Annotated in this window: 12 protein-coding genes; 11 read left to right on the forward strand and 1 reads right to left on the reverse strand. The window is 74.5% G+C overall.

Features of this window, described 5'->3' with window-relative positions:
• Positions 1–2: 2 nt before the first annotated feature.
• Genes AB0J64_RS32815 through AB0J64_RS32855 form a run of 9 tightly spaced genes read left to right on the forward strand, consistent with a single transcriptional unit; the run spans position 3 to position 19737 of the window.
• Positions 3–212, forward strand: a complete 210-nt coding sequence (locus AB0J64_RS32815; RefSeq protein WP_364035520.1) for an MbtH family protein — start codon at positions 3–5, stop codon at positions 210–212.
• Positions 209–3655, forward strand: coding sequence for a condensation domain-containing protein (locus AB0J64_RS32820; protein ID WP_364035523.1), 3447 nt, complete (start codon positions 209–211; stop codon positions 3653–3655). The genes AB0J64_RS32815 and AB0J64_RS32820 overlap by 4 nt, the downstream gene beginning before the upstream one ends.
• 11 nt (positions 3656–3666) lie before the next feature.
• The gene (locus AB0J64_RS32825) at positions 3667–4713 is read left to right on the forward strand and encodes a MupA/Atu3671 family FMN-dependent luciferase-like monooxygenase (RefSeq protein WP_364035526.1); all 1047 of its coding nucleotides are present in this window, start codon (positions 3667–3669) and stop codon (positions 4711–4713) included.
• The gene (locus AB0J64_RS32830) at positions 4710–9134 is read left to right on the forward strand and encodes an amino acid adenylation domain-containing protein (RefSeq protein ID WP_364035529.1); all 4425 of its coding nucleotides are present in this window, start codon (positions 4710–4712) and stop codon (positions 9132–9134) included. Before AB0J64_RS32825 ends, AB0J64_RS32830 begins: the two co-directional genes overlap by 4 nt.
• Positions 9131–12844: an amino acid adenylation domain-containing protein gene (locus AB0J64_RS32835; protein WP_364035532.1), complete on the forward strand. Its 3714-nt coding sequence runs from the start codon at positions 9131–9133 to the stop codon at positions 12842–12844. Before AB0J64_RS32830 ends, AB0J64_RS32835 begins: the two co-directional genes overlap by 4 nt.
• Complete coding sequence (locus AB0J64_RS32840; RefSeq protein ID WP_364035535.1) at positions 12844–16014, forward strand: amino acid adenylation domain-containing protein; 3171 nt, start codon at positions 12844–12846, stop codon at positions 16012–16014. The genes AB0J64_RS32835 and AB0J64_RS32840 overlap by 1 nt, the downstream gene beginning before the upstream one ends.
• A complete protein-coding gene (locus AB0J64_RS32845; protein WP_364035538.1) occupies positions 16011–18146 on the forward strand; it encodes a beta-ketoacyl synthase N-terminal-like domain-containing protein in 2136 nt (711 codons plus the stop codon). The genes AB0J64_RS32840 and AB0J64_RS32845 overlap by 4 nt, the downstream gene beginning before the upstream one ends.
• The gene (locus tag AB0J64_RS32850) at positions 18143–19327 is read left to right on the forward strand and encodes a cytochrome P450 (protein WP_364035541.1); all 1185 of its coding nucleotides are present in this window, start codon (positions 18143–18145) and stop codon (positions 19325–19327) included. The genes AB0J64_RS32845 and AB0J64_RS32850 overlap by 4 nt, the downstream gene beginning before the upstream one ends.
• Before the next feature lie 26 nt (positions 19328–19353).
• Positions 19354–19737, forward strand: a complete 384-nt coding sequence (locus AB0J64_RS32855) for a VOC family protein (RefSeq protein WP_344984853.1) — start codon at positions 19354–19356, stop codon at positions 19735–19737.
• Here the strand turns inward: AB0J64_RS32855 and AB0J64_RS32860 are convergent.
• Positions 19734–20618, reverse strand: a complete 885-nt coding sequence (locus AB0J64_RS32860) for a TIGR03619 family F420-dependent LLM class oxidoreductase (protein ID WP_364035544.1) — start codon at positions 20616–20618, stop codon at positions 19734–19736. The two genes, AB0J64_RS32855 and AB0J64_RS32860, sit on opposite strands and share 4 nt — an antisense overlap.
• An 18-nt stretch (positions 20619–20636) precedes the next feature.
• Between AB0J64_RS32860 and AB0J64_RS32865 the strand changes: the two genes are divergently transcribed.
• The gene (locus AB0J64_RS32865; RefSeq protein WP_364035547.1) at positions 20637–21491 is read left to right on the forward strand and encodes a phosphotransferase; all 855 of its coding nucleotides are present in this window, start codon (positions 20637–20639) and stop codon (positions 21489–21491) included.
• A 58-nt stretch (positions 21492–21549) separates the two neighbouring features.
• Entirely contained in the window at positions 21550–21810 is a 261-nt protein-coding gene (locus AB0J64_RS32870; RefSeq protein ID WP_344984858.1) for a zf-TFIIB domain-containing protein, read from the forward strand.
• Positions 21811–21830 lie beyond the last annotated feature (20 nt).

Consider the following 21830-nt stretch of genomic DNA (forward strand, 5'->3'; position numbering starts at 1 on the left):
CCATGACCACCAATCCGTTCGAGGACGAGAACGGCCTCTACCTGGTGCTGGTGAACGGTGAGAACCAGCACTCGCTCTGGCCGGCCGACATCGACGTGCCCGCGGGCTGGCGGGTGGCCCTGCCGTCGAGCTCCCGTGCCGCGTGCCTGGAGTACATCGAGACGCACTGGACGGACATGCGCCCGGCCGGCCTCGTTCGGGCCTCCGAATGAGCCATCCGATCCATGAGGTCTTCGCCCGGCAGGCGGCGCGGACGCCCGGCAGGACGGCGCTGGTCTGCGGCGCGGAGCGGCTGACCTACGCCGAGCTGGACGCGCGGTCCTCGGCGCTCGCGGACGGTCTCGACGTGCCGCCGGGCACCCTGGTCGGGGTCCGCATGGAGCGCGGCCCCGGCCTGGTGGTCGCGCTGCTGGCCGTGCTGAAGCGCGGTGCCGGCTATCTGGTGCTCGACCCGGACTTCCCCGAGGAGCGGCTGCGCGGCATGGTCGAGGACGCGGGCGCCGCCGCGGTCCTCTCCCCCGAGGGCGTCGAACGGCTCCCCCACCCGGCCCGGCACAACGGCGTCGCGTGCGTGATGTTCACCTCCGGCTCCACCGGACGGCCCAAGGGGGTCGCCGCGCCGCACCGGGCGATCGTGGCGACGGTGACGGGGCAGGAGTACGTGCCGTTCGACGCGGTGTGGCTGCAGTGCTCGCCGGTGTCGTGGGACGCGTTCGCGCTGGAGCTGTGGGGGCCGCTGCTGTCGGGCGGCACCTGCGTGCTGCTTCCCGGGCAGCGGACCGACCCGCTGGTGATGGCGCGGCTGGCCGCCGAGCACCGGGTCACGTGCATGTACCTGTCGAGCAGCCTGTTCAGCGTGATCGTGGACGAGTGCCCGCAGACGCTCGACGGCCTGCGGCACCTGATCGTGGGCGGCGAGGCGCCGTCGCCCGAGCACGTCAGACGCGCCCTCGAGCGCTGCCCCGGCCTGCGGCTGAGCAACGGGTACGGCCCGGTCGAAGGCATGATCTTCATGACGACGCACCCGATCGCCTCCGTGGACGGGCCGGTGCCCATCGGCACGCCGCTGGCGGGCAAGCGCGTGTACGTGCTGGACGAGCGGCTGCGGCCGGTCCCGGACGGGGAGGTCGGCGAGCTGTACGCGGCCGGGGACGGCCTGGCCCTGGGCTACCTGGGGCAGCCGGGGCTGACGGCCGAGCGGTTCGTGGCGGATCCCTTCGGGGACCCGGGCACCCGGATGTACCGGACGGGCGATCTCGTGCGGCTCTCGGGCGGCGTCCTGCGGTACGCGGGGCGGGCGGACGAGCAGGTGAAGATCCGGGGGTTCCGGGTCGAGCCCGCCGAGGTGGCGGACGTGCTGGCGCGCCATCCGTCCGTGGCCCGGGCCGGCGTGGTGGCCAGGGAGGACACACCCGGCGAGAAGCGGCTGGTCGCGTACGTGGTGGCGGCGCCCGCCGATCAGCCCGGTCTCCCAGGCGCACGCACACGGGTCCACGACGACGGGACGCCGTGGCACGAGCCCGTGGACGTCGAGGCGCTGCGTGCCTACGCGACGGCCGTGCTGCCGGAGTTCATGGTGCCGTCGGCGTTCGTCGTGCTGCCAGGGCTGCCCCTGACGCCGAGCGGGAAGCTGGACAGGTCCCGGCTGCCCGCGCCGGCGCACGAGCAGGGCGGCTCCGGAGCGGCGCGCGACGAGGCCGAGAAGGCGTTATGTGAGCTGTTCGCCGAGGTGCTCAAGGTGCCCAGGGTCGGCGTGGACGACGACTTCTTCGCGCTGGGCGGCGACTCGCTGACGGTGGCCAGGCTGCTCAGCAGGATCCACGCCGAGCTGGGAGCCGAGGTGGGCGTCAGGACCCTGTTCGAGACGCCCACCGTGGCGGCCATCGCCGAGCACGTCAGGCGGCAGGCCGGGGAGCGGGCCGAACCCGTGGCCCCGCCCGCGAAGGAGCCCGCGGAGGAGGCCGCGCTGCCGCTGTCGTTCGCGCAGCGCCGCCTCTGGTTCCTCGACCAGATCGACGCGGGCGTGGCCTACAACATGCCCATGCTGGTACGGCTGCACGGCCCGGTGGACGCTGCGGCTCTGCGCGGCGCGCTGGAGGACGTGGTGGCCAGGCACGAGGCGCTGCGTACCGTCTTCACCGTCCACGACGGCGAGCCCGCCCAGCGGGTGCTGCCGGCTGAGGAGGCCAGGCCCGGCTTCAGCGCCGTCGAGGTCCCGGCCGCCGAGCTGGACGCGCGCGTGGCCGAGGCGGCCGGGCACCGCTTCGACCTGGCCGCCGAGCTGCCGATCCACTCCGTGCTGTTCACCACCGGGCCGGACGAGCACGCGCTGCTGCTGGTCATGCACCACATCGCCACCGACGGATGGTCGCTGCCGCCGTTCATGCGCGACCTGTCACGCTGCTACGCGGCCCGGCTCGAAGGGACGCGCGCCGAGCTGCCGCCCCTCCCGACCCGGTACGCCGACCACGCGGTGCGGCAGCGCGAACGCGTGGACGCGCTGACCGCCTCCGAGCTCGCCTACTGGCGCGAGACGCTGAAGGGCCTGCCCGAACGGCTCCCGCTGCCACGCAGGGCGGCGGGCCCGGCGAAGACGGCCGAGACGGCGGGGGCGGCCGACACGGTGGTCAGGCTGGTCGGCCCGGAGCTGCACGGGCGGCTGGTGGAGCTGGGCAGGCAGCGCGGGGCCACGCTCTTCATGGTGCTCCAAGCGGCCCTCGCCGTCGTGCTCAACCGGGCCGGCGCGGGAACCGACCTGCCCATCGGGGCGCCGGTCGCCGGGCGGTCCAGCGACTCCGTGGGGGATCTGGTCGGGTTCTTCGTCAACCTGCTGGTGCTGCGTACCGACCTGTCGGGCGATCCGGACGCCGGCGAGCTGGTGGCGCGGGTGCGCGAGACGGACCTGGAGGCGTTCGCCCACCAGGAGGTGCCGTTCGAGCGGGTCGTGCAGGACCTCAACCCGGCGCGCCACCCGGGGCGGCACCCGCTCGTGGACGTCGTGCTGGCGCTGCAGAACAACGCGCGGGCCGAGCTGGACCTGCCCGGCGCCGAGTCGCGGGTCGAGGTGGTCAGGACCGGCGCGGCCCGGTTCGAGCTGCTGGTCGACGTGACGGACGACTACGGCCGTGACGGCACTCCCGCGGGGATCGCCGTGACCGTCGAGTACCGCGTGGCCGCCTTCGACAGGGCCGTGATGGAGTGGCTGGCCGGCGCGCTGGTGCGGGTGCTGGACGCCATGGCGGCGGCCCCGGACGCGCCCGTCTCGACGATCGCGGTGCCGGAGTTACCGCAGGCCGCGATGGAGCCGCCGGCCGCCGACGCGTCTCCGGCGGCAGGCCGTACGGTGGAGCCTCCGTCGCGGCGGTGGCCGCGTACCGACCTGGAGCGGCGGATCGCGGACGTCTGGGCCGACGTGCTGGGCGCGCAGGCGGTCGGGCTCGACGACGGGTTCTTCGCGCTCGGCGGGAACTCGCTGAGCGCCGTGCGGGTCGCCGCGCGGCTGGCGAGCCAGGGCCTGCCCGCCACCGCCGCTCAGCTCTTCTCCGCCCCGACCGTCGCCGAGCTGGCCGTCGCACTCGACCAGGCCGCCCTGGAGCAGGCGCCCCGGCCCGGCATCGAACGCATCCCCAGAACCCCGCGCATCCGCCACCGTTGAGGAGCACGTCCATGGACCTCAGTGTGATGTTCTTCGGCGCCGACGACGCGGACGCCGCCGGCCCGACCGGCGAAGCCGGTCATGCCGCCAAATACGATGACATCCTGGCGATCACCCGGGCCGCCGACCGGCTCGGCTTCACCGCCGTCTGGACCCCGGAGCGCCACTTCCAGCAGGTCGGGCAGGTCTTCCCGAACCCGGCCGTGCTCAGCGCCGCGCTCGCCGTGGCCACCGAGCGCATCCACGTACGGGCGGGCAGCCTCGTGCTCCCCCTCCACCATCCGCTGCGCGTCGCCGAGGACTGGGCCCTGGTGGACAACCTGTCACGCGGCCGCGTCGGCGTCTCGGTGGCGACCGGCTGGCACTCCAAGGACTTCGTGCTCGCCCCGGACGCCTTCGAGGACCGGCGCGCGCGGGCGTTCCGCGACATCGGGCTGCTGCGCCGCCTGTGGGCGGGCGAGGCGGTGGAGTTCACCGACGGCACGGGCCGGCGGGTGGCGGTGACGTCGCAGCCGCGCCCGTACTCCCCCGCCCTGCCTCTGTGGACCACCACCTCGGGCAGCCCGCAGACGTGGGAGGCGGCCGGGCGGATGCGCACGAACGTCCTCGGCGCCACCATCGGCCAGACCCGCGAGGAGCTGGCCGAGAAGATCCGCCTCTACCGCAAGGCCTACGAGGAGGCCCCTGATCAGGACGGCAGCCCGCCCAGGGGCACCGTCACGCTCATGGCCCACACGTACGTGGGCGCCACCGACGAGCAGGCCAGGGAGCGGGCGGGCGGGCCGCTCAAGGCGTACCTCAAGTCGTACGTGGCCCAGACCGCCGCCAACAAGGACAAGAGGGCAGAGGCGCTCACACCGGCGCAGCTCGACACGCTCACGGAGTTCGCCTTCCAGCGCTACCTGAGCTGGGGCAGCCTGCTGGGCTCGGCGGAGACGTGCCGCAAGAACCTGGCCGACCTGGCCGACCTGGGCTGCGACGAGGTGGCCTGCTTCGTGGACTTCGGGCTCGGCGCCGACGAGGTGCTCGCCGGGCTGGAAAGGCTGGCGAGCCTGTGAGCACGACCGCCGACCGGTTCGCCGCGCTCGGGGGCGAGCGCCGGGTGGAGCTGCTGCGCCGCCTCGTCCAGGCGGGCAAGCTCGACGCGATCCCCGACATCGTGCCTCCGCGCGACCCGGCCCAGCCCGTACGGCTCAGCCCCGCCCAGGAGGACCTCTGGGTGTACGAGTCGCTCTATCCGGACACGGCCGCGCTCAACCTGTGCTGCTCGTACCACTTCGACGCCCCGGTCGACCCGGCCGATCTGGAGGCGGCGCTGACCATCGTGCAGGAGCAGCACGACAGCCTGCGGATGCGGATCACGGGCGAGGTCGGCGACCTGCGCGTGGACTTCCCGGCCGCGGAGCCGTTCAAGCTGGAGCGGCTGGACCTGCGCGGCACGGGCGTGAGCCTGCGGGAGGCGCTGCACGCCTTCAGCCGCCGCACGTTCGACCTCGACGGCGGGCGGCTGATCCGGGGCCAGTTCATCACCGTGGACGGCACGCGCTCCACGCTGGTGCTGGCGCTGCACCACATCGCGACCGACTGGTGGTCGTTCGACGTGCTGCACGGCGAGCTCACCGAGGCCTACCGCGCCGTCCGCGACCGCGTCCCGACGCGGCTGCGCCGCCCGGACACCCAGTACGCCGACTTCGCCGGATGGCAGCGTGAGCTGGCGGCGGCCGGGGTGTTCGACGCGCAGCTCGACTGGTGGCGCGGCTACCTGGCGGAACCGCCCCGCCCCTTGACCGTCGGCCCACTCAAGAACGCGCCGAGCGGCGACTTCGGGGTCGAGCAGATCGCCTTCCGCATCGACGCGGCCACTGAGGCCGCCGTGCGCGCACTCGCCAGGGAGCGCGGGGCCACGGTGTACGGCGTGCTGATGACGGCGTTCGCGGTGTTCGCGCACCGGCTGAGCGGCGAGCCCGACCTGATCACGGGCACCCCCGTGGCCAACAGGTCCGCCAAGGGCCTGGAACGCGTCATCGGGTACGTCATGAACACGGCCCCGATCCGCTGGCGCGTCGGCGGCGACACGACGTTCGCGGACCTGCTGTCCCGTTTCACCGCCGAGTTCCCCCAGGTGCTCGCGAACGCCGACGTCCCGGTGGGCAGGGTCGTCCAGGCCGTGGACCCGGAGCGGGTGGCCGGGCGGTCACCGCTGTTCCAGTGGGTGTTCATGCACCTGCCGCGCCAGGAGAGCGTGGCCAGGCTGCGCGAGATCGCCGACCCCGAGCGCGTGCACACCGGCGGGGAGCACGACCTGATCGGGATCGTGCGCGACGGCGAGGACGGGTTCGAGGCGAGCCTGGAGATCCGCACCGACCTGTACGAGCCCGAGGTCGTGCGCGAGTGGGCGGACGCCTTCACGACGCTGCTCGGCTCGCTGGTGTCCGCGCCTGACGCGCCGGTGGCGGCGGCCACGATGGCGCGGCTGCGCGTCGAGTACCTTGAGGGCGCCGCCGTCGAGCTGCCGTACGCGAGCCTGCCCGAGCTGGTGGTCCGCGGGGCCGAGCGGACGCCGCACGCCGTGGCCGTGGAGTCGGACGACGAGCGGCTCACCTATCGGGAGCTGCTGGAACGGGTCGACGGGCTGGCCGGGGCGCTGCGGGAGCGCGGCGTGGGGCCCGAGCGGGTGGTGGCTCTGGGTCTCGGGCGGTCCGTGGACCTGGTGGTGGCGATGCTCGCGGTGCAGCGCGCCGGTGGCGCGTACCTGCCGCTCGACCTCGACCATCCGGCCGAGCGCAGCGCGTACCTGGTCGAGGACGCGGGGGCCACGCTGCTGATCGCGCCGCCTGACGTGCTGCCGGAGCTGGAGATCGAGCGCATCCCGCCGGGTGCCGCCGGATTCGTTGAGAAGTTTGCTGATCTGGAGCCGCTGAGTCCCGCGTACGTGATGTACACCTCCGGCTCCACCGGCCGCCCCAAGGGCGTCGTGGTCGGGCACGCGGGCGTCGCGAGCCTGGCCCACTCGCTGGTGGGCGCCTTCGAGCTGGACGGCGACAGCCGCGTCCTCCAGCTCGCGCCGGCGGCGTTCGACATCTCGGTGGCCGAGCTCTGCATGGCGTTCGGCTCCGGCGGCACGCTCGTCGTCCCGCCGGACGGGCCGCTGGTGGGCGCCGAGCTGGGTGAGGTGCTGCGGGAGCGGCGGGTCACGTTCGCGCTGATCCCTCCGGCCGTGCTGGCCAGCGTGCCGCCCGGCAGCTATCCCGCCCTGCGCGGGCTGGCCGCGGGCGCCGACGTGTGCCCGCCGGAGCTGGTGGCGGCGTGGGCGGGCACCCGCTTCTGGAACGCGTACGGGCCGACGGAGATCACGGTGGCCGCCACCGTGAGCGACCCGCTGGCCGCCGACGGCACCCTCCCGCCGATCGGGCGTCCTCTCGCCAACACCCGCCTGTACGTCCTGGACGCCCGGCTGCGCCCGGTGCCCGTCGGGGTGCCCGGGGAGCTGTACATCGCGGGCGTCGGCGTGGCCCGCGGCTACCTGAACCGGCCGGGGCTCAGTGCGGAGCGCTTCGTGGCCGACCCGTTCGGCGCGCCCGGGGAGCGCATGTACCGCACCGGCGACCTGGTGCACCTGCGGCCCGACGGCCAGATCCAGTTCCTCGGCCGCGCGGACGACCAGGTGAAGGTGCGCGGCGTACGTGTGGAACCGGCCGAGATCGAGGCGGTGCTGGCCCGCCACGGGTCCGTCGCGCGGGCCGCGGTGGCGCTCCGCGACGGCCGCCTCGTCGCCTACCTCGTCCCCCGCACGGGCGCCTCGTGCGACACCGCCGCCGTGCTCGCCCATGCCGTGGCCGCGCTGCCCGTGCACATGGTGCCGGGCGAATTCGTGGTGCTGGACGCGTTGCCGATCACGCCGCAGGGCAAGCTGGACCGCGCCGCGCTGCCCGCGCCCTCCTTCCGGCCGGAGGCCCCGCGCGAGCCTGCCACCGAACGCGAGGCGGCGCTGTGCGAGCTGTTCGCCGAGCTGCTCGGCACGCCCGTGGGGCCGGACGACGACTTCTTCCGGCTGGGCGGCGACAGCATCGCCGCCATCCAGCTCGTCAGCCGCGCCAGGGCGGCGGGGATGAGCTGCACACCGCGCGAGGTGTTCATCGCCAGGACCCCGGCCGCGCTGGCGGCGGTGGCGCGGAGCACCACACGGGCGGTCGCGGACTCCCCGGTGGGCAGGTTCCCGCTGACGCCGATCATGCACTGGTGGCGCGAGCACGGCGGTCCGCTCGACACGTTCACCCAGTCCCTGCTGCTGTCCGTGCCCGAGGGGACCGGCGAGGAGCGGATCAGGGCGGCGCTGCGGACGCTGGCCCGGCGGCACGCCGCCCTGCGCATGCGCCTGCTGCGGCACTCCGACACCGACTGGGAGCTGGAGGTGCCGCCCCCGGACGAGCCGGTGGAGGTGCTCTTCAGGCGCGCGGGCACCGAGTCGGCGCCGCCGCTCGATCCTGAGCGGGGGCAGATGCTCGCCGCCACCTGGCTCGAGCCCGACCGGCTGCTGGTCACCGCGCACCACCTGGCCGTGGACGGCGTCTCCTGGCGCATCCTGGGCCCCGAGCTGACCGCCCTCCTGCGGGACGAGGAGCTGCCCGAGCCCGTGGGCACGTCGTTCGCGGGCTGGGCGCGGCTGCTGGCCGCCGAGGCTGTCCGGCCGGAGCGGGTGGAGGCGGAGCTGCCGGTGTGGCGGCGGCTGATCTCGGGGGACGAGGCCGGGATCGCACCCGGCCGGCACGGACGGGGCGGGCCGCGTGCCACGCTCACCAGGACGCTCCCGCCCGACCTCACCGAGCAGGCACTCACCGGCCTGCCCGCCGCCTTCCGCTGCGGCCCCGACGACGTGCTGCTCACCGCCCTGGCCAGCGCCGTGACGAGGTGGCGCGGCGGCACGAGCGTCCTCGTGGACCTCGAGGGACACGGCCGCGAGGCGCCCTCGGACGACGTCGACATCACCGGCACGGTCGGCTGGTTCACCACCCAGTACCCGGTCAGGCTGGACGCCACCGGCTCCCCGTCCGAGGCGCTCAAGCGGACCAAGGAGCGGCTGCGCGCGGTCCCCTCGGGCGGCCTCGGCTACGGCCTGCTGCGCCACCTCAACCCGGGCACCGCCCGGGAACTGGCCGAGCTTCCTGCTGCCGACCTGCGCTTCAACTACCTGGGCAGGTTCGACGGCGAGCTGGTCGGCATGCCGGACGCGCCCATGGCGTACGCGATCGAGCTGGACACCGTCGCGCACGCGGGACGGCTGGTGGCGAGCTGGTCGTACGCCGCCGACGCCGTCGGCGAGGAGCGGGTGGAGAAGCTGGCCGGGCTCTGGTTCGACGCGCTGGCCGAGCTCGTGGGCCAGGCGGGCGAGGGCGGCGCGACCAGCTCCGACTTCCCGCTGGTCGAGCTGTCGCAGAGCCAGATCGACGAGCTCGAGGCTGACCTGGACGGCGACTGGTGAGCGCCAGGCTGGCCGACGTCCTGCCGCTCACCCCCGCGCAGGAGGGCCTGCTCTTCCACGCCCTGTACGGCGGCGGCGACGCGTACGTCATCCAGACCAGATTCACCCTCGACGGCGAGGCGGACCCGGCGAGGCTGCGCGCGGCGGTGGAGGCCCTGCTCGCCCGCCACCCGAACCTGCGCGCCTGCTTCCGCCACAAGGGCCTCGACCATCCGGTGCAGCTCGTCCCGCACCGGGTGCGGCTGCCGTGGACGGAGGTGGACCCGCCGTCGGACGCCGAGCTGGAGCGCATGCTGGAGGCCGACCTGCTGAGGCCGTTCGACGTCACCAGGCCGCCGCTGGTCCGCGCCACCCTGGTCCGGCGGACGGAGCTGGTGCTGACCATGCACCACATCCTGGTGGACGGCTGGTCGATGCCGATCCTGGCCAGGGAGCTGGCCGCGCTGTACGCGGGCGAGGGCGCGCTGCCGCCCGTGCCCCCGTACCGGGACTATCTGGCCTGGCTGCGCGCCCAGGACGGCGAGCGGGCCGCGCGGGCGTGGCGCGAGTCGCTCGCGGGCCTGCCGGGGCCGACCCTGCTCAGGCCCGGCTCCGGTGCGGCGAGCCTGCGGCAGGAGACGGTGGAGCTGGAGCTGACGCGCGAGCTGAGCGACGCCGTGCGCGAGCGGGCCCGCCACGCGGGCGTGACCGTGAACACGCTGGTGCAGGCGGCGTGGGGGCTGGTGCTCGGTCGGCTGACCGGGCGCGAGGACGTGGTGTTCGGGGCGGTGGTGTCCGGCCGCCCGCCCGAGGTGGCGGGCGTGGAGTCGATGGCGGGCCTGTTCATCAACGCCGTGCCGGTACGGGTCAGGACCCGCGAGCGCGACCTGCTCACCCGCCTGCAGGACGAGCAGGCCAGGCTCACGGCGTTCCATCACGTACGGCTCGCGGACGTGCAGCGCGGCACCGGCGAGCTGTTCGACACCCTGCTGGCCTTCGAGAACTTCCCCCGCGACGGCCTGGACGCGCCCGGCCTGCGGCTGACCGGGGTCAGGGACGCCACCCACTACCCGCTCACGGTCACGGTGGTCGCGGGCGAGCGGCTCTGGCTGCGTCTCGGCTACCGGGCGGAGCTGCTGTCCAGGGCCGAGACGGAGGCCGTCGCGGCCCGGCTGGTCAGGGCGTTCGAGGTGCTCGCCGGCGGCGGCACGGGTGACCTGCTGCCGGAGGAGGAGTCGCACCGGCTGCTGGTGGCCTGGAACGACACGGAGCGACCAGTAACCCAGCACGCCGCCGGGCACGTGACGGCCGGGTCGGTGCCGGAGCGGTTCGCGGAGCAGGCGGCCCGCACGCCGGACGCGGTGGCGGTCGAGCACGGCGGGCACACCCTCACCTACGCCGAGCTGGACGCGTGGTCCGACCGGGTCGCGGCCGGGCTGGACGTGGCGCCGGAGACGCCGGTCGCGCTGCTCATGGAGCGCTCGCCCGACCTGGTGGTGGCCCAGCTCGCCGTGCTGAAGGCGGGCGGCTGCTACGTCCCGCTGGACCCGGGGCAGCCCCAGGCGCGGCTGGCGTGGCTGCTGGAGGACAGCGGCGCGAAGACCGTCCTGACCGGGCTGGAGGCGGGCGAGGACCGCTTCACGCCCAGACGGCTCGATCCGCGCTCGGCGGCCTACGTCATGTACACCTCCGGCTCCACCGGCACCCCCAAGGGCGTCGTCGTCACCCACGCGAACATCCTCGAACTCGCCTCCGACCGGCGCTTCGCCGCCCACCGCCGGGTGCTGCTGCACAGCCCGCACACGTTCGACGCGGCCACGTACGAGCTGTGGGCGCCGCTGCTGAACGGCGGCACGGTCGTCATCGCCCCGCCGGGCCCGCTCCAGCCGGACACGATCAGGCGGGGGCGGCTCAGCGCGGTGTGGCTGACGGCCGAGCTGTTCCGCGCCGTGGCCGACCTGGCGCCCGACGCGCTCGCCTCGGTGGGCGAGGTGTGGGCCGGGGGCGACGTGCTGCCGCCGGACACGGTGCGGCGGGTGTCGGCGCGGGGCGTGCGGGTCGTCAACGGGTACGGCCCCACGGAGACCACCACGTTCGCCACCAGCCACCCGGTGCCCTCCGGCTGGGGCGGCGACGCCGTGCCGATCGGGCGCCCGCTCGACGGCACCCGCGTGTACGTCCTGGACGCGCGCCTTCGCCCCGCCCCCATCGGCGTGGCCGGGGAGCTGTACGTCGCGGGCACCGGACTGGCCCGCGGCTACCTCGGCCATCCGGGACGGACGGCGGAGCGGTTCGTGGCGGACCCCTTCGGGGACCCGGGCAGCCGGATGTACCGGACCGGTGACCTGGCGCGGTGGACGTTCGACGGGGAGCTCGAGTTCGCGGGGCGGGCCGACGGGCAGGTGAAGATCCGCGGCTACCGGATCGAGCCCGGCGAGGTGGAGTCCGTCCTGGAGAGCTCCCCGGACGTGGACCGCGCCGTGGTCGTCGCCGTCTCGGGCGCTTCAGGTGCCGGGAAGCGGCTGGCCGCCTACCTCGTCCTGGCTCGCGGCGGCGCGCTGGAGCGGGTGCGGGAGCACGCCGCCGCCCGGCTGCCCCAGCACCTCCTGCCCGACCGGTACGTCGCTCTCGACCGGCTCCCGCTCACCCCGCACGGCAAGGTGGACCGCGCCGCCCTGCCCGACCCGGCGCTCACCGCCCCGGCCGCCAGGGAGCCGGCGACGCCGCGCGAGAAGGAGCTGTGCGAGCTGTTCGCCGAGGTCCTGGGCACGGAAGTGGTGGGCGCGGACTCCGACTTCTTCGACTCCGGCGGCGACTCGCTGCTCGCCATGCGCCTCACGGCGGCCGTCGAGTCCAGGCTGGGCATCCGTACGAGCATCGCCGCCCTGTTCGAGGCGCCCACCCCCGCCGGACTGGCCGTGCGGCTGGACAGGGCGGCGCCCGAGCTGGACCTGTCGCCGCTGCTGACGCTCCGGCGGGAGGGCGAGCGGCCACCGCTGTTCTGCGTGCATCCCGGCCGGGGCATCGGCTGGTCGTACACCGCGCTGCTCCCCCATCTGGCGCCCGGCCGCCCGGTCCACTCCCTGCAGTCGCCGGCGCTCGGGGGCGGCTGGACGCTTCCTGGGAGCATGCGGGAGCTGGCCGAGGACTACCTGACGCGAGTCAGGGCCGTCCGCCCCGAGGGTCCTTACCTGCTGCTCGGGCACTCCTTCGGCGGCCTGCTCGCGTACGAGATGGCCGCCTGCCTGCGGGAGTCCGGGCAGGAGGTGGGGCTGGTGGCCTCGCTCGACGCCTTCCCGTGGCCGGTCGGCTTCACGGCGGATCCCGATGCGCTCGAGCAGGAGGCGCTGACCATCCTGCTGCGCACCCGCACGCTGCACCCCTACGCCCAGCCGGGGCGCCTGGAGCGGGACCGCGTGTTCGCGGCGGTGCGCGACAGCGAGGGCCCGCTGTCGGGGCTGGACGACGGGCGGCTGTCCGCCGTGGCCGACACGGTGACCGGGCATCTCCGGCTGGCGGTCACGTACCGGCCGCCGCCCTTCGACGGGACGGTGCTGCTCTTCTCGGCCTCCGCCCAGCCCGGCGGCGTGTCCTCGGCGGTCAAGTCCGAGCGCTGGGCGCCGGCGCGCGTACGCGTCCACGATCTCGACTGCGGGCACAGCGACCTGCTCCGGCCGGGGCCCGCCGCCGAGATCGCCAGTGTCGTCGATCCGATCCTGCGGGAGTTCTGATGGTGCCGGTTGAGTACGAGTTCCCCGTGTCGCCCGCGCAGGCCAGGATGCTGGTGCTGGACCAGCTCAACCCCGGCACGGCCCAGTACAACGTGCCCGTGGCCTTCGCCGTGCGCGGCCCCTTCGACGTGACGGCCTTCGGGGCGAGCCTGGACGCGGCGGTCGCCCGGCACGAGTCGCTGCGCACCGTGTTCCGGCCGCACGACGGGCAGTACGTGCAGGTGGTCGCCGAAGGAGCGAAGGCCGCACTACGGGTCGAACGGGACGTGCCCGTGGCCGAGGCGTACGCGTCGATGGTGGCGGAGGCGGCGACGCCGTTCGACGTGGCGGCGGGGCCGCTGCTGCGGTGCGTCGTGTACGCGCTGGACGACGGCAGCCACCGCGTCCTGCTGACCGCCCACCACCTGGTGTGCGACGGCTGGTCCCTGCGCGTCCTCCTCCGGGACGTCGCCGACGCCTACCGCGGCCTGACCGCGCCGCAGGGGACGCCCGGCACGAGCGGCGGCGAAGCGCCGCTGCAGTACCCCGACTACGCGGTCTGGCAGCGGGAGCGGCTGGACTCCCACGCGCTCGACGACGCCGTCGCGTTCTGGGCGGAGTCGCTCAGGGACGCGCCCACGACCCCCGCGCTCCCCACCGACCGTCCCCGCCCCGCCGTGCAGTCCACCGCCGGGGGCGTCGAGCGGGTCGAGCTGCCTGCGGACACGCGGGAGCGCCTGGCGAAGGTGGCCGCCGAGCGGAACGCGACGCCGTTCATGGCGCTGTTCGCGGCCTTCGCCGCGTTCCTGGCCAGGATCTCGGGACAGCGGGACCTCGTCGTGGCCACGCCCGTCTCAGGCCGCGACCACCCCGACGTCCAGGACCTGGTCGGCCTGCTGGCCAACACCCTCGCCGTCCGCACGGACCTGTCGGGCGACCCGTCCTTCCTCGACCTGCTCACCCGGGTACGCGACCGCTTCGTGGCCGGCCACCCGCACCAGGAGGCCCCGTTCGAGGCGGTCGTCCAGGCCGTGGCGCCCGGCAGGGAGCTCAGCCACGACCCGCTCGTCCAGGTGATGCTGGCCTTCGAGGACGACGCCGGCCTGCGGCTCGACCTGCCCGGCGCCGTCACGGAGCGCGTCGAGCTGCTGCTGAGCGAGGCCAAGTTCGACCTGCTCCTGACCGTCGAGCGCGACGCGGACCGCCTGGCCGCCCACTTCGTCTACCGCGCCGACCTGTTCGCGCCCGGCACCGTACGCCACTGGGCCCGTGCCTTCGCCACGCTCGTGGACGGCCTGCTCGACCGGCCGGATCTGCCCATCACGGCCGTCGACCTCCTCTCGACCGAGAACCGCCGCCTGGTGCTCGGCGACTGGAACCGCACCGCGACCCCCACCGGCGGCCGCCTGGTCCCCGACCTGGTGGCCGAGCGCGCGCTCGAACGCCCTGACGCGACGGCGCTGGTGTACGGCCCGGCCTCGCTCACGTACCGCGACCTGATGGAGCGGGCGGACGGCCTGGCCGCCACACTGCGCGCGGTCGGCGTGGGGCCGGAGGTCCCGGTGGGGCTCTGCCTGCCCAGGGGCGCCGACATGGCGGTGGCGGCCCTCGGGGTGCTGCGGGCGGGCGGCGCGTACGTCCCGCTCGACCCCGGCCATCCGGACGCCCGGCTGAGGTTCATGGTCGCCGACGCCGGGGTCCGCCTGCTGATCGCCGCGGAGCCCAGAGACCTGGGCGTCCCGGTGATGCGCCCGGACGAGGAGGCGCCCTCGATCGGGCCCGTGACCACGTCGGAGCCCACCCTCAGCGACACGGCCTACATCCTCTACACCTCCGGCTCCACCGGCACCCCCAAGGGCGTGGCCGTCGAGCACCGCGCCCTGCTCAACCTGGCCACCGCCGTACGCCCCCAGTTCCCCGTGACCGGGGACGACCGGGTGCTGCAGTACGTGTCGTTCGGGTTCGACGTGGCCGTGTCCGACCTGTTCTTCGCCTTCGTGGCCGGGGCCGAGCTGCACGTGGCGGCCGAGTGCGAGCGGCTCGGCGAGGACCTGTACGCCCGGCTGCGCGACTCCCGCATCACCTACGTCTTCCTGCCCCCGTCGGCCGCCATGTCGCTGCCGTGCCCGCCCGATGCGCTCCCCGACCTGCGCACGCTGGCGATCGGCGGCGAAGCGTGCCCGGCCGAGCTGGTCGAGCGCTGGGCGACGCCGTCGCGGCGGGTGGTGGACGCGTACGGGCCGAGCGAGAACACGGTGTACGCCACCACGGCCGACCTCGTGCCCGGCGAGCCGGTGGTGATCGGGCGTCCGGTGGCGAACGCGCGCGCGTACGTGCTGGACGAGCGGCTGCGCCCGGTGCCCGCCGGCGTCGTGGGCGAGATCTACCTGGCGGGCGCGAGTATGGCCCGCGGGTACGCCAACCGTCCCGGCCTGACGGCGGAGCGCTTCGTCGCGAACCCGTTCGGCGAGCCGGGCGAGCGCATGTACCGCACGGGCGACCTCGGCAGGTACGACGCGGGCGGCGTCCTGTCCTACCTCGGGCGGGTGGACACGCAGGTCAAGCTGAGAGGGTTCCGCGTCGAGCTGGGAGAGATCGAGACGGTCCTGGCCGCGCACCCGGGCGTCTCGGTCGCGGCGGCGGCCGTACGCGGCGACCGGCTGGCGGTGTACGCGGTCCCGGCGCAGGCCCCGGTCCCGGCCGCTGGGGAGCTGCGGGCCTGGCTGGGCGAGCGGCTGCCCGGCTACATGGTCCCCGACCTCGTGGTCTTCCTGGACGAGCTGCCACTCAGCACCTCCGGCAAGGTGGACAGGTCCCGCCTGCCCGATCCCCCGCTCACCCGCCCCGACCTGGACCGCCCGTACGTCGCCCCGGAGACCGCGACCGAGCGGCGGCTGGCGGAGGTGTGGGCGGAGGTGCTCGGCCTGACCAGGATCGGCACGCAGGACAACTTCTTCGACCTGGGCGGCAACTCGATCAGGCTGCTCGCCGTCCTGGCGGCCCTGCGCGAGCGCGGCCACGACGGCGGGCTCAAGCTGGTGGACCTGTTCAGGCACCCCACGGTCGCCGCCCTGGCCGCCCGCCTGGACGGCCCCGGGCAGGCGGACCACGACGAGTCCCGGCGGCGCGGACAGGGCAGGCGGGAGCGGATGGCAGCGCGCAGGAACGATCGGAAAGGCAGAACAGAATGACCGACGCACCGGCGGTGGCCATCGTGGGGATGAGCGGCCGCTTCCCCGGCGCCCGCGATCTCGCCGAATACTGGCGCAACCTGCGTGACGGCGTCTGCTCGATCGCCGACTTCGGCGAGGAGGAGCTGCTGGCGTCCGGGGTGGACCCCGAGGAGCTGCGCAGCCCCGGATATGTGCCGGCCAAGGGGTTCCTGGCAGGCGCGGACCGGTTCGAGCACGAGCTGTTCGGCTTCAACGCCACGGAGGCGGCCGCGCTGGACCCGCAGCACCGGCTGGTGCTGGAGACCGCGTGGGCGGCGCTGGAGGACGCCGGGTACGACCCGCGCGGCGTTCCCGAAGGCACCGGGGTGTACGTGGGCGGCGGGCCCACCGAGCACTCGGTGGCGGCCCAGGTCGACCGGCGGCTGCGCGCCCGGCTCGGGCCCATGCACGTGCGGATCTTCACGGACCGGGAGTTCCTGGCGGGGTGGCTGTCGTACCGGCTGGGGCTGACCGGGCCGAGCATGACCGTGCACACCGCCTGCTCGACCTCTCTGGCCACCGTTCACGTGGCCGTGCAGGCGCTGCTGACCGGCGAGTGCGACCTGGCGCTGGCGGGCGGCGTGTCGATCGACTCGCCGTACCCGCGCGGATACCTGTACGAGCCCGGCGGCATCTACTCGCCGGACGGGCGCTGCCGGCCGTTCGACGAGAAGGCGGCGGGCATGGTCGGCGGCGACGGCGTCGGGCTGGTGGTGCTCAGGCGGCTGGAGGACGCGCAGGCCGACGGCGACCAGATCTACGCGGTCATCCGCGGCACGGCGGTCTCCAACGACGGCGCCGCCCGGGTGGGCTTCACCGCGCCCGGCGTGGACGGCCAGACGGCCGCCATCCTCGAGGCGTGGGCGGCGGCGGGACTGGACCCGGCTGACGCGCAGTTCCTCGAGGCGCACGGGACGGGGACGGACCTCGGGGACCGGATCGAGGTGGCGGCCGCGGCGGCGGCGTTCGCCGGGGCCCGGTGCGAGCTCGGCTCCGTGAAGTCCAACATCGGCCACCTGAACGCGGCGGCCGGCGTGGCGGGGCTGATCAAGGTCGCGTTGATGCTCGCCCATCGCACGATGGTGCCCACGGTGAACGTCACCCGCCCGCACCCCGACCTGGACCTCGACGCGACCCCGTTCCACCTGCTCACCGAGACGAGGGAGTGGGACGCCCGGGTGGCGCGCCTGGCGGGGGTGTCGTCTCTCGGCATCGGCGGCACGAACGTCCACGCCGTCCTCGAAGAGGCCCCGCCCTCGGACCGGCGCTCGCCGACGCCCTCCTACCAGCGCCCCGAGACGTCCCCGCATCGGGACACCTCTGCGGCCCCCAGCCAGAGCACCCTTGCGGATCCCAGCCAGAGCACCCTTGAGGTCCCCAGCCAGAGCGCCCTTGAGGGCATCGACCCGAGCGCCGGAGCGGCGCCCGAGCCGGGCACGTCCGCCGTGGTGCTGCCGCTTTCCGCGCGCACCCAGGCCCAGCTCTCCACCGCGGCCCAGCGCCTGGCGGCCGCGCTGCGCGAGCCCGGCGCGCCGCCGCTGGCCGACGTCGCCCACACCCTGGCCCACGGCAGAGCCGCGTTCGACGCGCGCGCCTATGTGGTCGCCGCCACCCACGAGGAGGCCGCCGCCGCCCTGGAGGCCCTGACCTCGGCTCCGACCGGGACCTCGGCTCCGGTGAAGGATCCGCTGGGCGAGGCCTGGGTGGCGGGACGGGAGGTCGGCTGGCCCTCGGCCGGGCGGCGGGTCCACCTCCCCACGTACCCCTTCGCGGGAGACAGCCACGGCGCGCTCACCCTGAGCCCCCAGCCCACCGCCCCCGAGCCGCAGCCGGAGGACCGCGCCGAGGACCGGGCCACGGCGGTGAGCGAGCTGTTCATGACCACCCTGGCCCTGTCCGCCCCGTCCGACCTGGACAGGACGTACTTCGCCGTCGGCGGCGACTCCCTCACGGCCGTCTTCCTGGTCAGCGAGCTGCGCGACCGCTTCGGCCTCGACCTCCCCATCGAGACGTTCCTCCGCGAGCACACCCTGAACGAGATCATCGCGAGAGCCCTGAACCCCGAGGACGACGACCCCCTCGGCGACCTCCTCGACGAGCTGGAGCAATGAGACCCGCGCCCGACACCGCCCGGATCGACGAGCTGGACCTCCTCGACCCTCGACTCCACGCCGCCCACGACCTGACCCCCGTCTGGCGCTGGCTGCGCGCCAACGACCCGGTGCGCAGGCACGAGCGGTTCTGGAGCGTCACCCGCCACGAGGACGTCCTGCGCGTCGTGCGCGACCCCGCCACGTTCACCTCGCTGCAGGGCAACATGCTCCGCACCCTCCTGCGCGGCCACGACCCGGGCGCGGGCAGGATGCTGGTCGTCACCGACGGCCCGGCACACACCCGCCTGCGCCGGCTGCTGACGCCCGGTTTCGGCCCCCGTACCCTCGGCCCCGTCACGCGCTCCATCACCGCCGCCACCCGCGAGCTGCTCGGCGCGCTGGTACGGCGCGGTGGCGGCGACTTCGTGGCCGAGGTGGCCGCCCAGGTGCCGCTCCGCGCGATCTGCGAGCTCCTGGGCGTGCCGGAGCAGGACCGGCAGCGCGTCCTGGAGCTGACGAACGAGGCCATGCTCGGCGAGGGCGACGGCAGCGGCGCCGGGATGGCCGCCAGGATCGCCCAGAGCGAGATCCTGCTCTACTACACCCGCCTGGCCGCCGAGCGCAGGGCGGCCCCGGGCGACGACGTCATCAGCCTGCTCGTGGCCGGCGGACTCACCGAGGATGAGGTGCTGCTCAACTGCTACAACCTCATCATCGGCGGCGACGAGACCGCCCGCCTGGCGATGGCCGGTGGCGTGCTGGCGCTGGCCACGTACGACGGGCAATGGGCGCGCCTGCGCGAGGACCCCGAGCTGGTCGGCACGGCCGTCGAGGAGATCCTGCGCTGGACCACCCCGGCGGCGCACGTCGGCAGGGTCGCCACGCGGGACGCCGAGCTGGCCGGGCGGCGGATCGCGGCCGGTGACGTGGTGGCGCTGTGGACCGCCTCCGCCAACAGGGACGAGGCCGTCTTCGACGACCCGGACCGGTTCGACGTGGGCAGGAAGCCGAACCGGCACCTGACGTTCGGCTACGGCCCGCACTTCTGCCTGGGCGCCCAGCTCGCCCGCGCGGAGATCGCCGCCCTGCTGGCCGAGCTGCGCGCGAGCGTGCGGGCCATCGAGGTGACCGGCCCGGTGACCTGGCTGCCGTCGAACTTCATCAACGGCATCGGCTCACTGCATGTCGCGCTGACATGACGGAAGGGCTGGCATAACGTGAAGGCATGCCCGTTCAGCTGAACCACACCATCGTGCACGCGAGGGACAGGGAGGAGACCGCCGCGTTCCTCGTGGACGTGCTCGGCCTGGAGCCGGCGCCGGTGTTCGGGCCGTTCCGCGTCGTCACGCTCGGCAACGACGTCTCGCTCGACGTCCTCCAGACGGACGGGACCGTGGTGCCGCAGCATTACGCGTTCCTGGTCAGTGAGGAGGAGTTCGACCAGATCTGGGACCGGATCAAGAGCCGCGGCCTGACGTACTGGGCGGATCCGGGCCATGACAAGCCGGGGCGGATCAACACTCATGACGGCGGCCGCGGGCTCTACTGGGACGATCCGAACGGTCACAACCTGGAGATCATCACGGTCCCGTACGGCGGCTGGGGCTAGGGGGCCAGGGCCTCCAGCGCCTCCTCGGCCCGGCGCATCGCCTCCTTGGCGTCGAGCGTGACGAAGTCGGGGTCGAAGCTGGGGTCGTGGAAGACGTCCGTCACACCGGCGGCAGCCAGGTCGTCCACGTCGCGCCTGATCTTCTCGTACGAGCCCGACAGCGGCCGGTCGTCGTCCGCCCCAGGCCGCGTGACGCCGCGGACCACATAGCGGAACGCGGCCGCGTCCCGGCCCTCCTCCGCCAGCGTCGCCTTGATCAGCTCCACTCGCCCGGCGATCGCGGCCAGGTCCTCCCTGCTGGAGCTCACCCATCCGTCGGCCAGCCGCCCGGCGCGGCGCAGCGCGACCTCGGCGGTGCCGCCGAGCAGGATCGGCGGCGGGCCGGGCAGCGGCTTGGGGTCGATGTGGGAGGCCGGCACGCGGTAGAACTCGCCGCTGTGCTCGACCACGTCGTCGGTCCACGCCTTGCGCAGCACCTCGACGAACTCCTCGGCCCTGGCCCCCCGTCGCTCCATGCCCACGCCCGCGGCCTCGAACTCCTCCGGCAGCCAGCCCAGCCCGAGCCCCGCCGTCAACCGGCCGTCCGAGACCGTCTGCAGGGTCGCCAGCTGCTTGGCCAGCACCACCGGCTGCACGTAGGCGTTGATGACCGCCACGCCCAGCCGGATCCGGCTCGTCACGCCCGCGAGGTGGGCCAGCGTGATGAGCGGGTCGTGCACGCTGCGGTACGTCGGCCCCATCGGATGCCCGACCGGGTACATGAGGCGCTGAAACGTCCACAGCTCGTGGTAACCGAGCTCCTCCGCCCGCGTGGCGACGCGGCGCATGTTCTCGGGGGTGGCCCACGGGCCTGACTGGGGCACTGCGAAACCTACTCTCATGCGCCCTAGTCTGTACGAGTGGGACTCGAGGACGATCTGGCGGGGGTCGCCGCGGCGTACGGTGGCGCGGGCGAGCCCGTGTTACATCCGACGCGCACGGATGTCGTGGTGGTACGCAGGGGCGAGGTCGTGGTCAAGGCGCACTCCGCGCGTGACGACGTGGAGTCGTTACGGATCCGGCTGCGCGCCGCCGCGTCGGCCGCGGTGAGCGGCGTGATGCTGGCCCCGCTGGAGCCCGAGGTGCTGTCGGTGGCGGGCCGCGCGGTGACGGTGTGGCCGGCGGGCCGCCCGGTCGCGCAGGACGACCCGGACTCCGCGCCGTGGGAGGAGGGGGCCAGGCTGCTGGCCGGGCTGCACGCCGTCCCCCTCACGCTGCTGCCGGCCCTGCCCGCCGCCGGAGGGCCCGCGCGGGCCGCCAGGGCGGTGGACCGGATGACCGGCGACGGCCCCGTCGAGCAGCTCATCAGGCGGACCTTCAAGGAGCTCCCCGAGCCGGACCCGCTGCCCGCGCTGCTCACGCACGGCGACTGGCACCTGGGCCAGCTCGTCCACCGCGACCGCTGGCTGCTCATCGACGTGGACGACCTCGGCGTCGGCGATCCGGCGTGGGACCTGGCCAGACCGGCCGCCTGGTACGCCGCGGGGCTGCTGGACCCGGCCGTCTGGGAACGCTTCCTGGGGGCGTACCTGGCCTCCGGCGGGCCCGCGCTCGGCGCGGGCGACGACCCGTGGCGGCGGCTCGATCTGCCCGCCCGGGCGCTCACCGTCCAGCTCGCCGCCGTGGCCGTCGTCAACGCCCAGCGCGAGGACCGGGAACTCGATGAGGTGGAGTTCTCGTTGGTCGAATCGTGCAACAGAATCGTCCGAGCGTGACGGGGTTGCGCGCGGTAGGTTTCAACCCTGAGACCTTGAGCCAAGGAGAGCGACCTAGATGCAGTGCCCTAAGTGCCGCGGGAACATGCGGACCTATGAGCGCAACGGCGTCCACATCGAGCAGTGCGACAACTGCCGTGGGATCTTCCTCGACTACGGCGAGCTCGAGACGCTGACCCGGATGGAGTCGCAGTACCACGCGGCTCCCCCGCCTCCCCCGGCCCCCGGTCCCGCCTGGGGCGCCCCGCACGGCGGCCACTACGGCGGCCACCATCACCACCACCAGCGCAGCTGGGTGGGCATGCTGTTCTCGACCTGATCGGAGAAGGCCGCGCACCG

The organism is Nonomuraea sp. NPDC049695 (assembly GCF_040674955.1).
GTDB classification, from domain to species: Bacteria; Actinomycetota; Actinomycetes; order Streptosporangiales; family Streptosporangiaceae; genus Nonomuraea; species Nonomuraea helvata.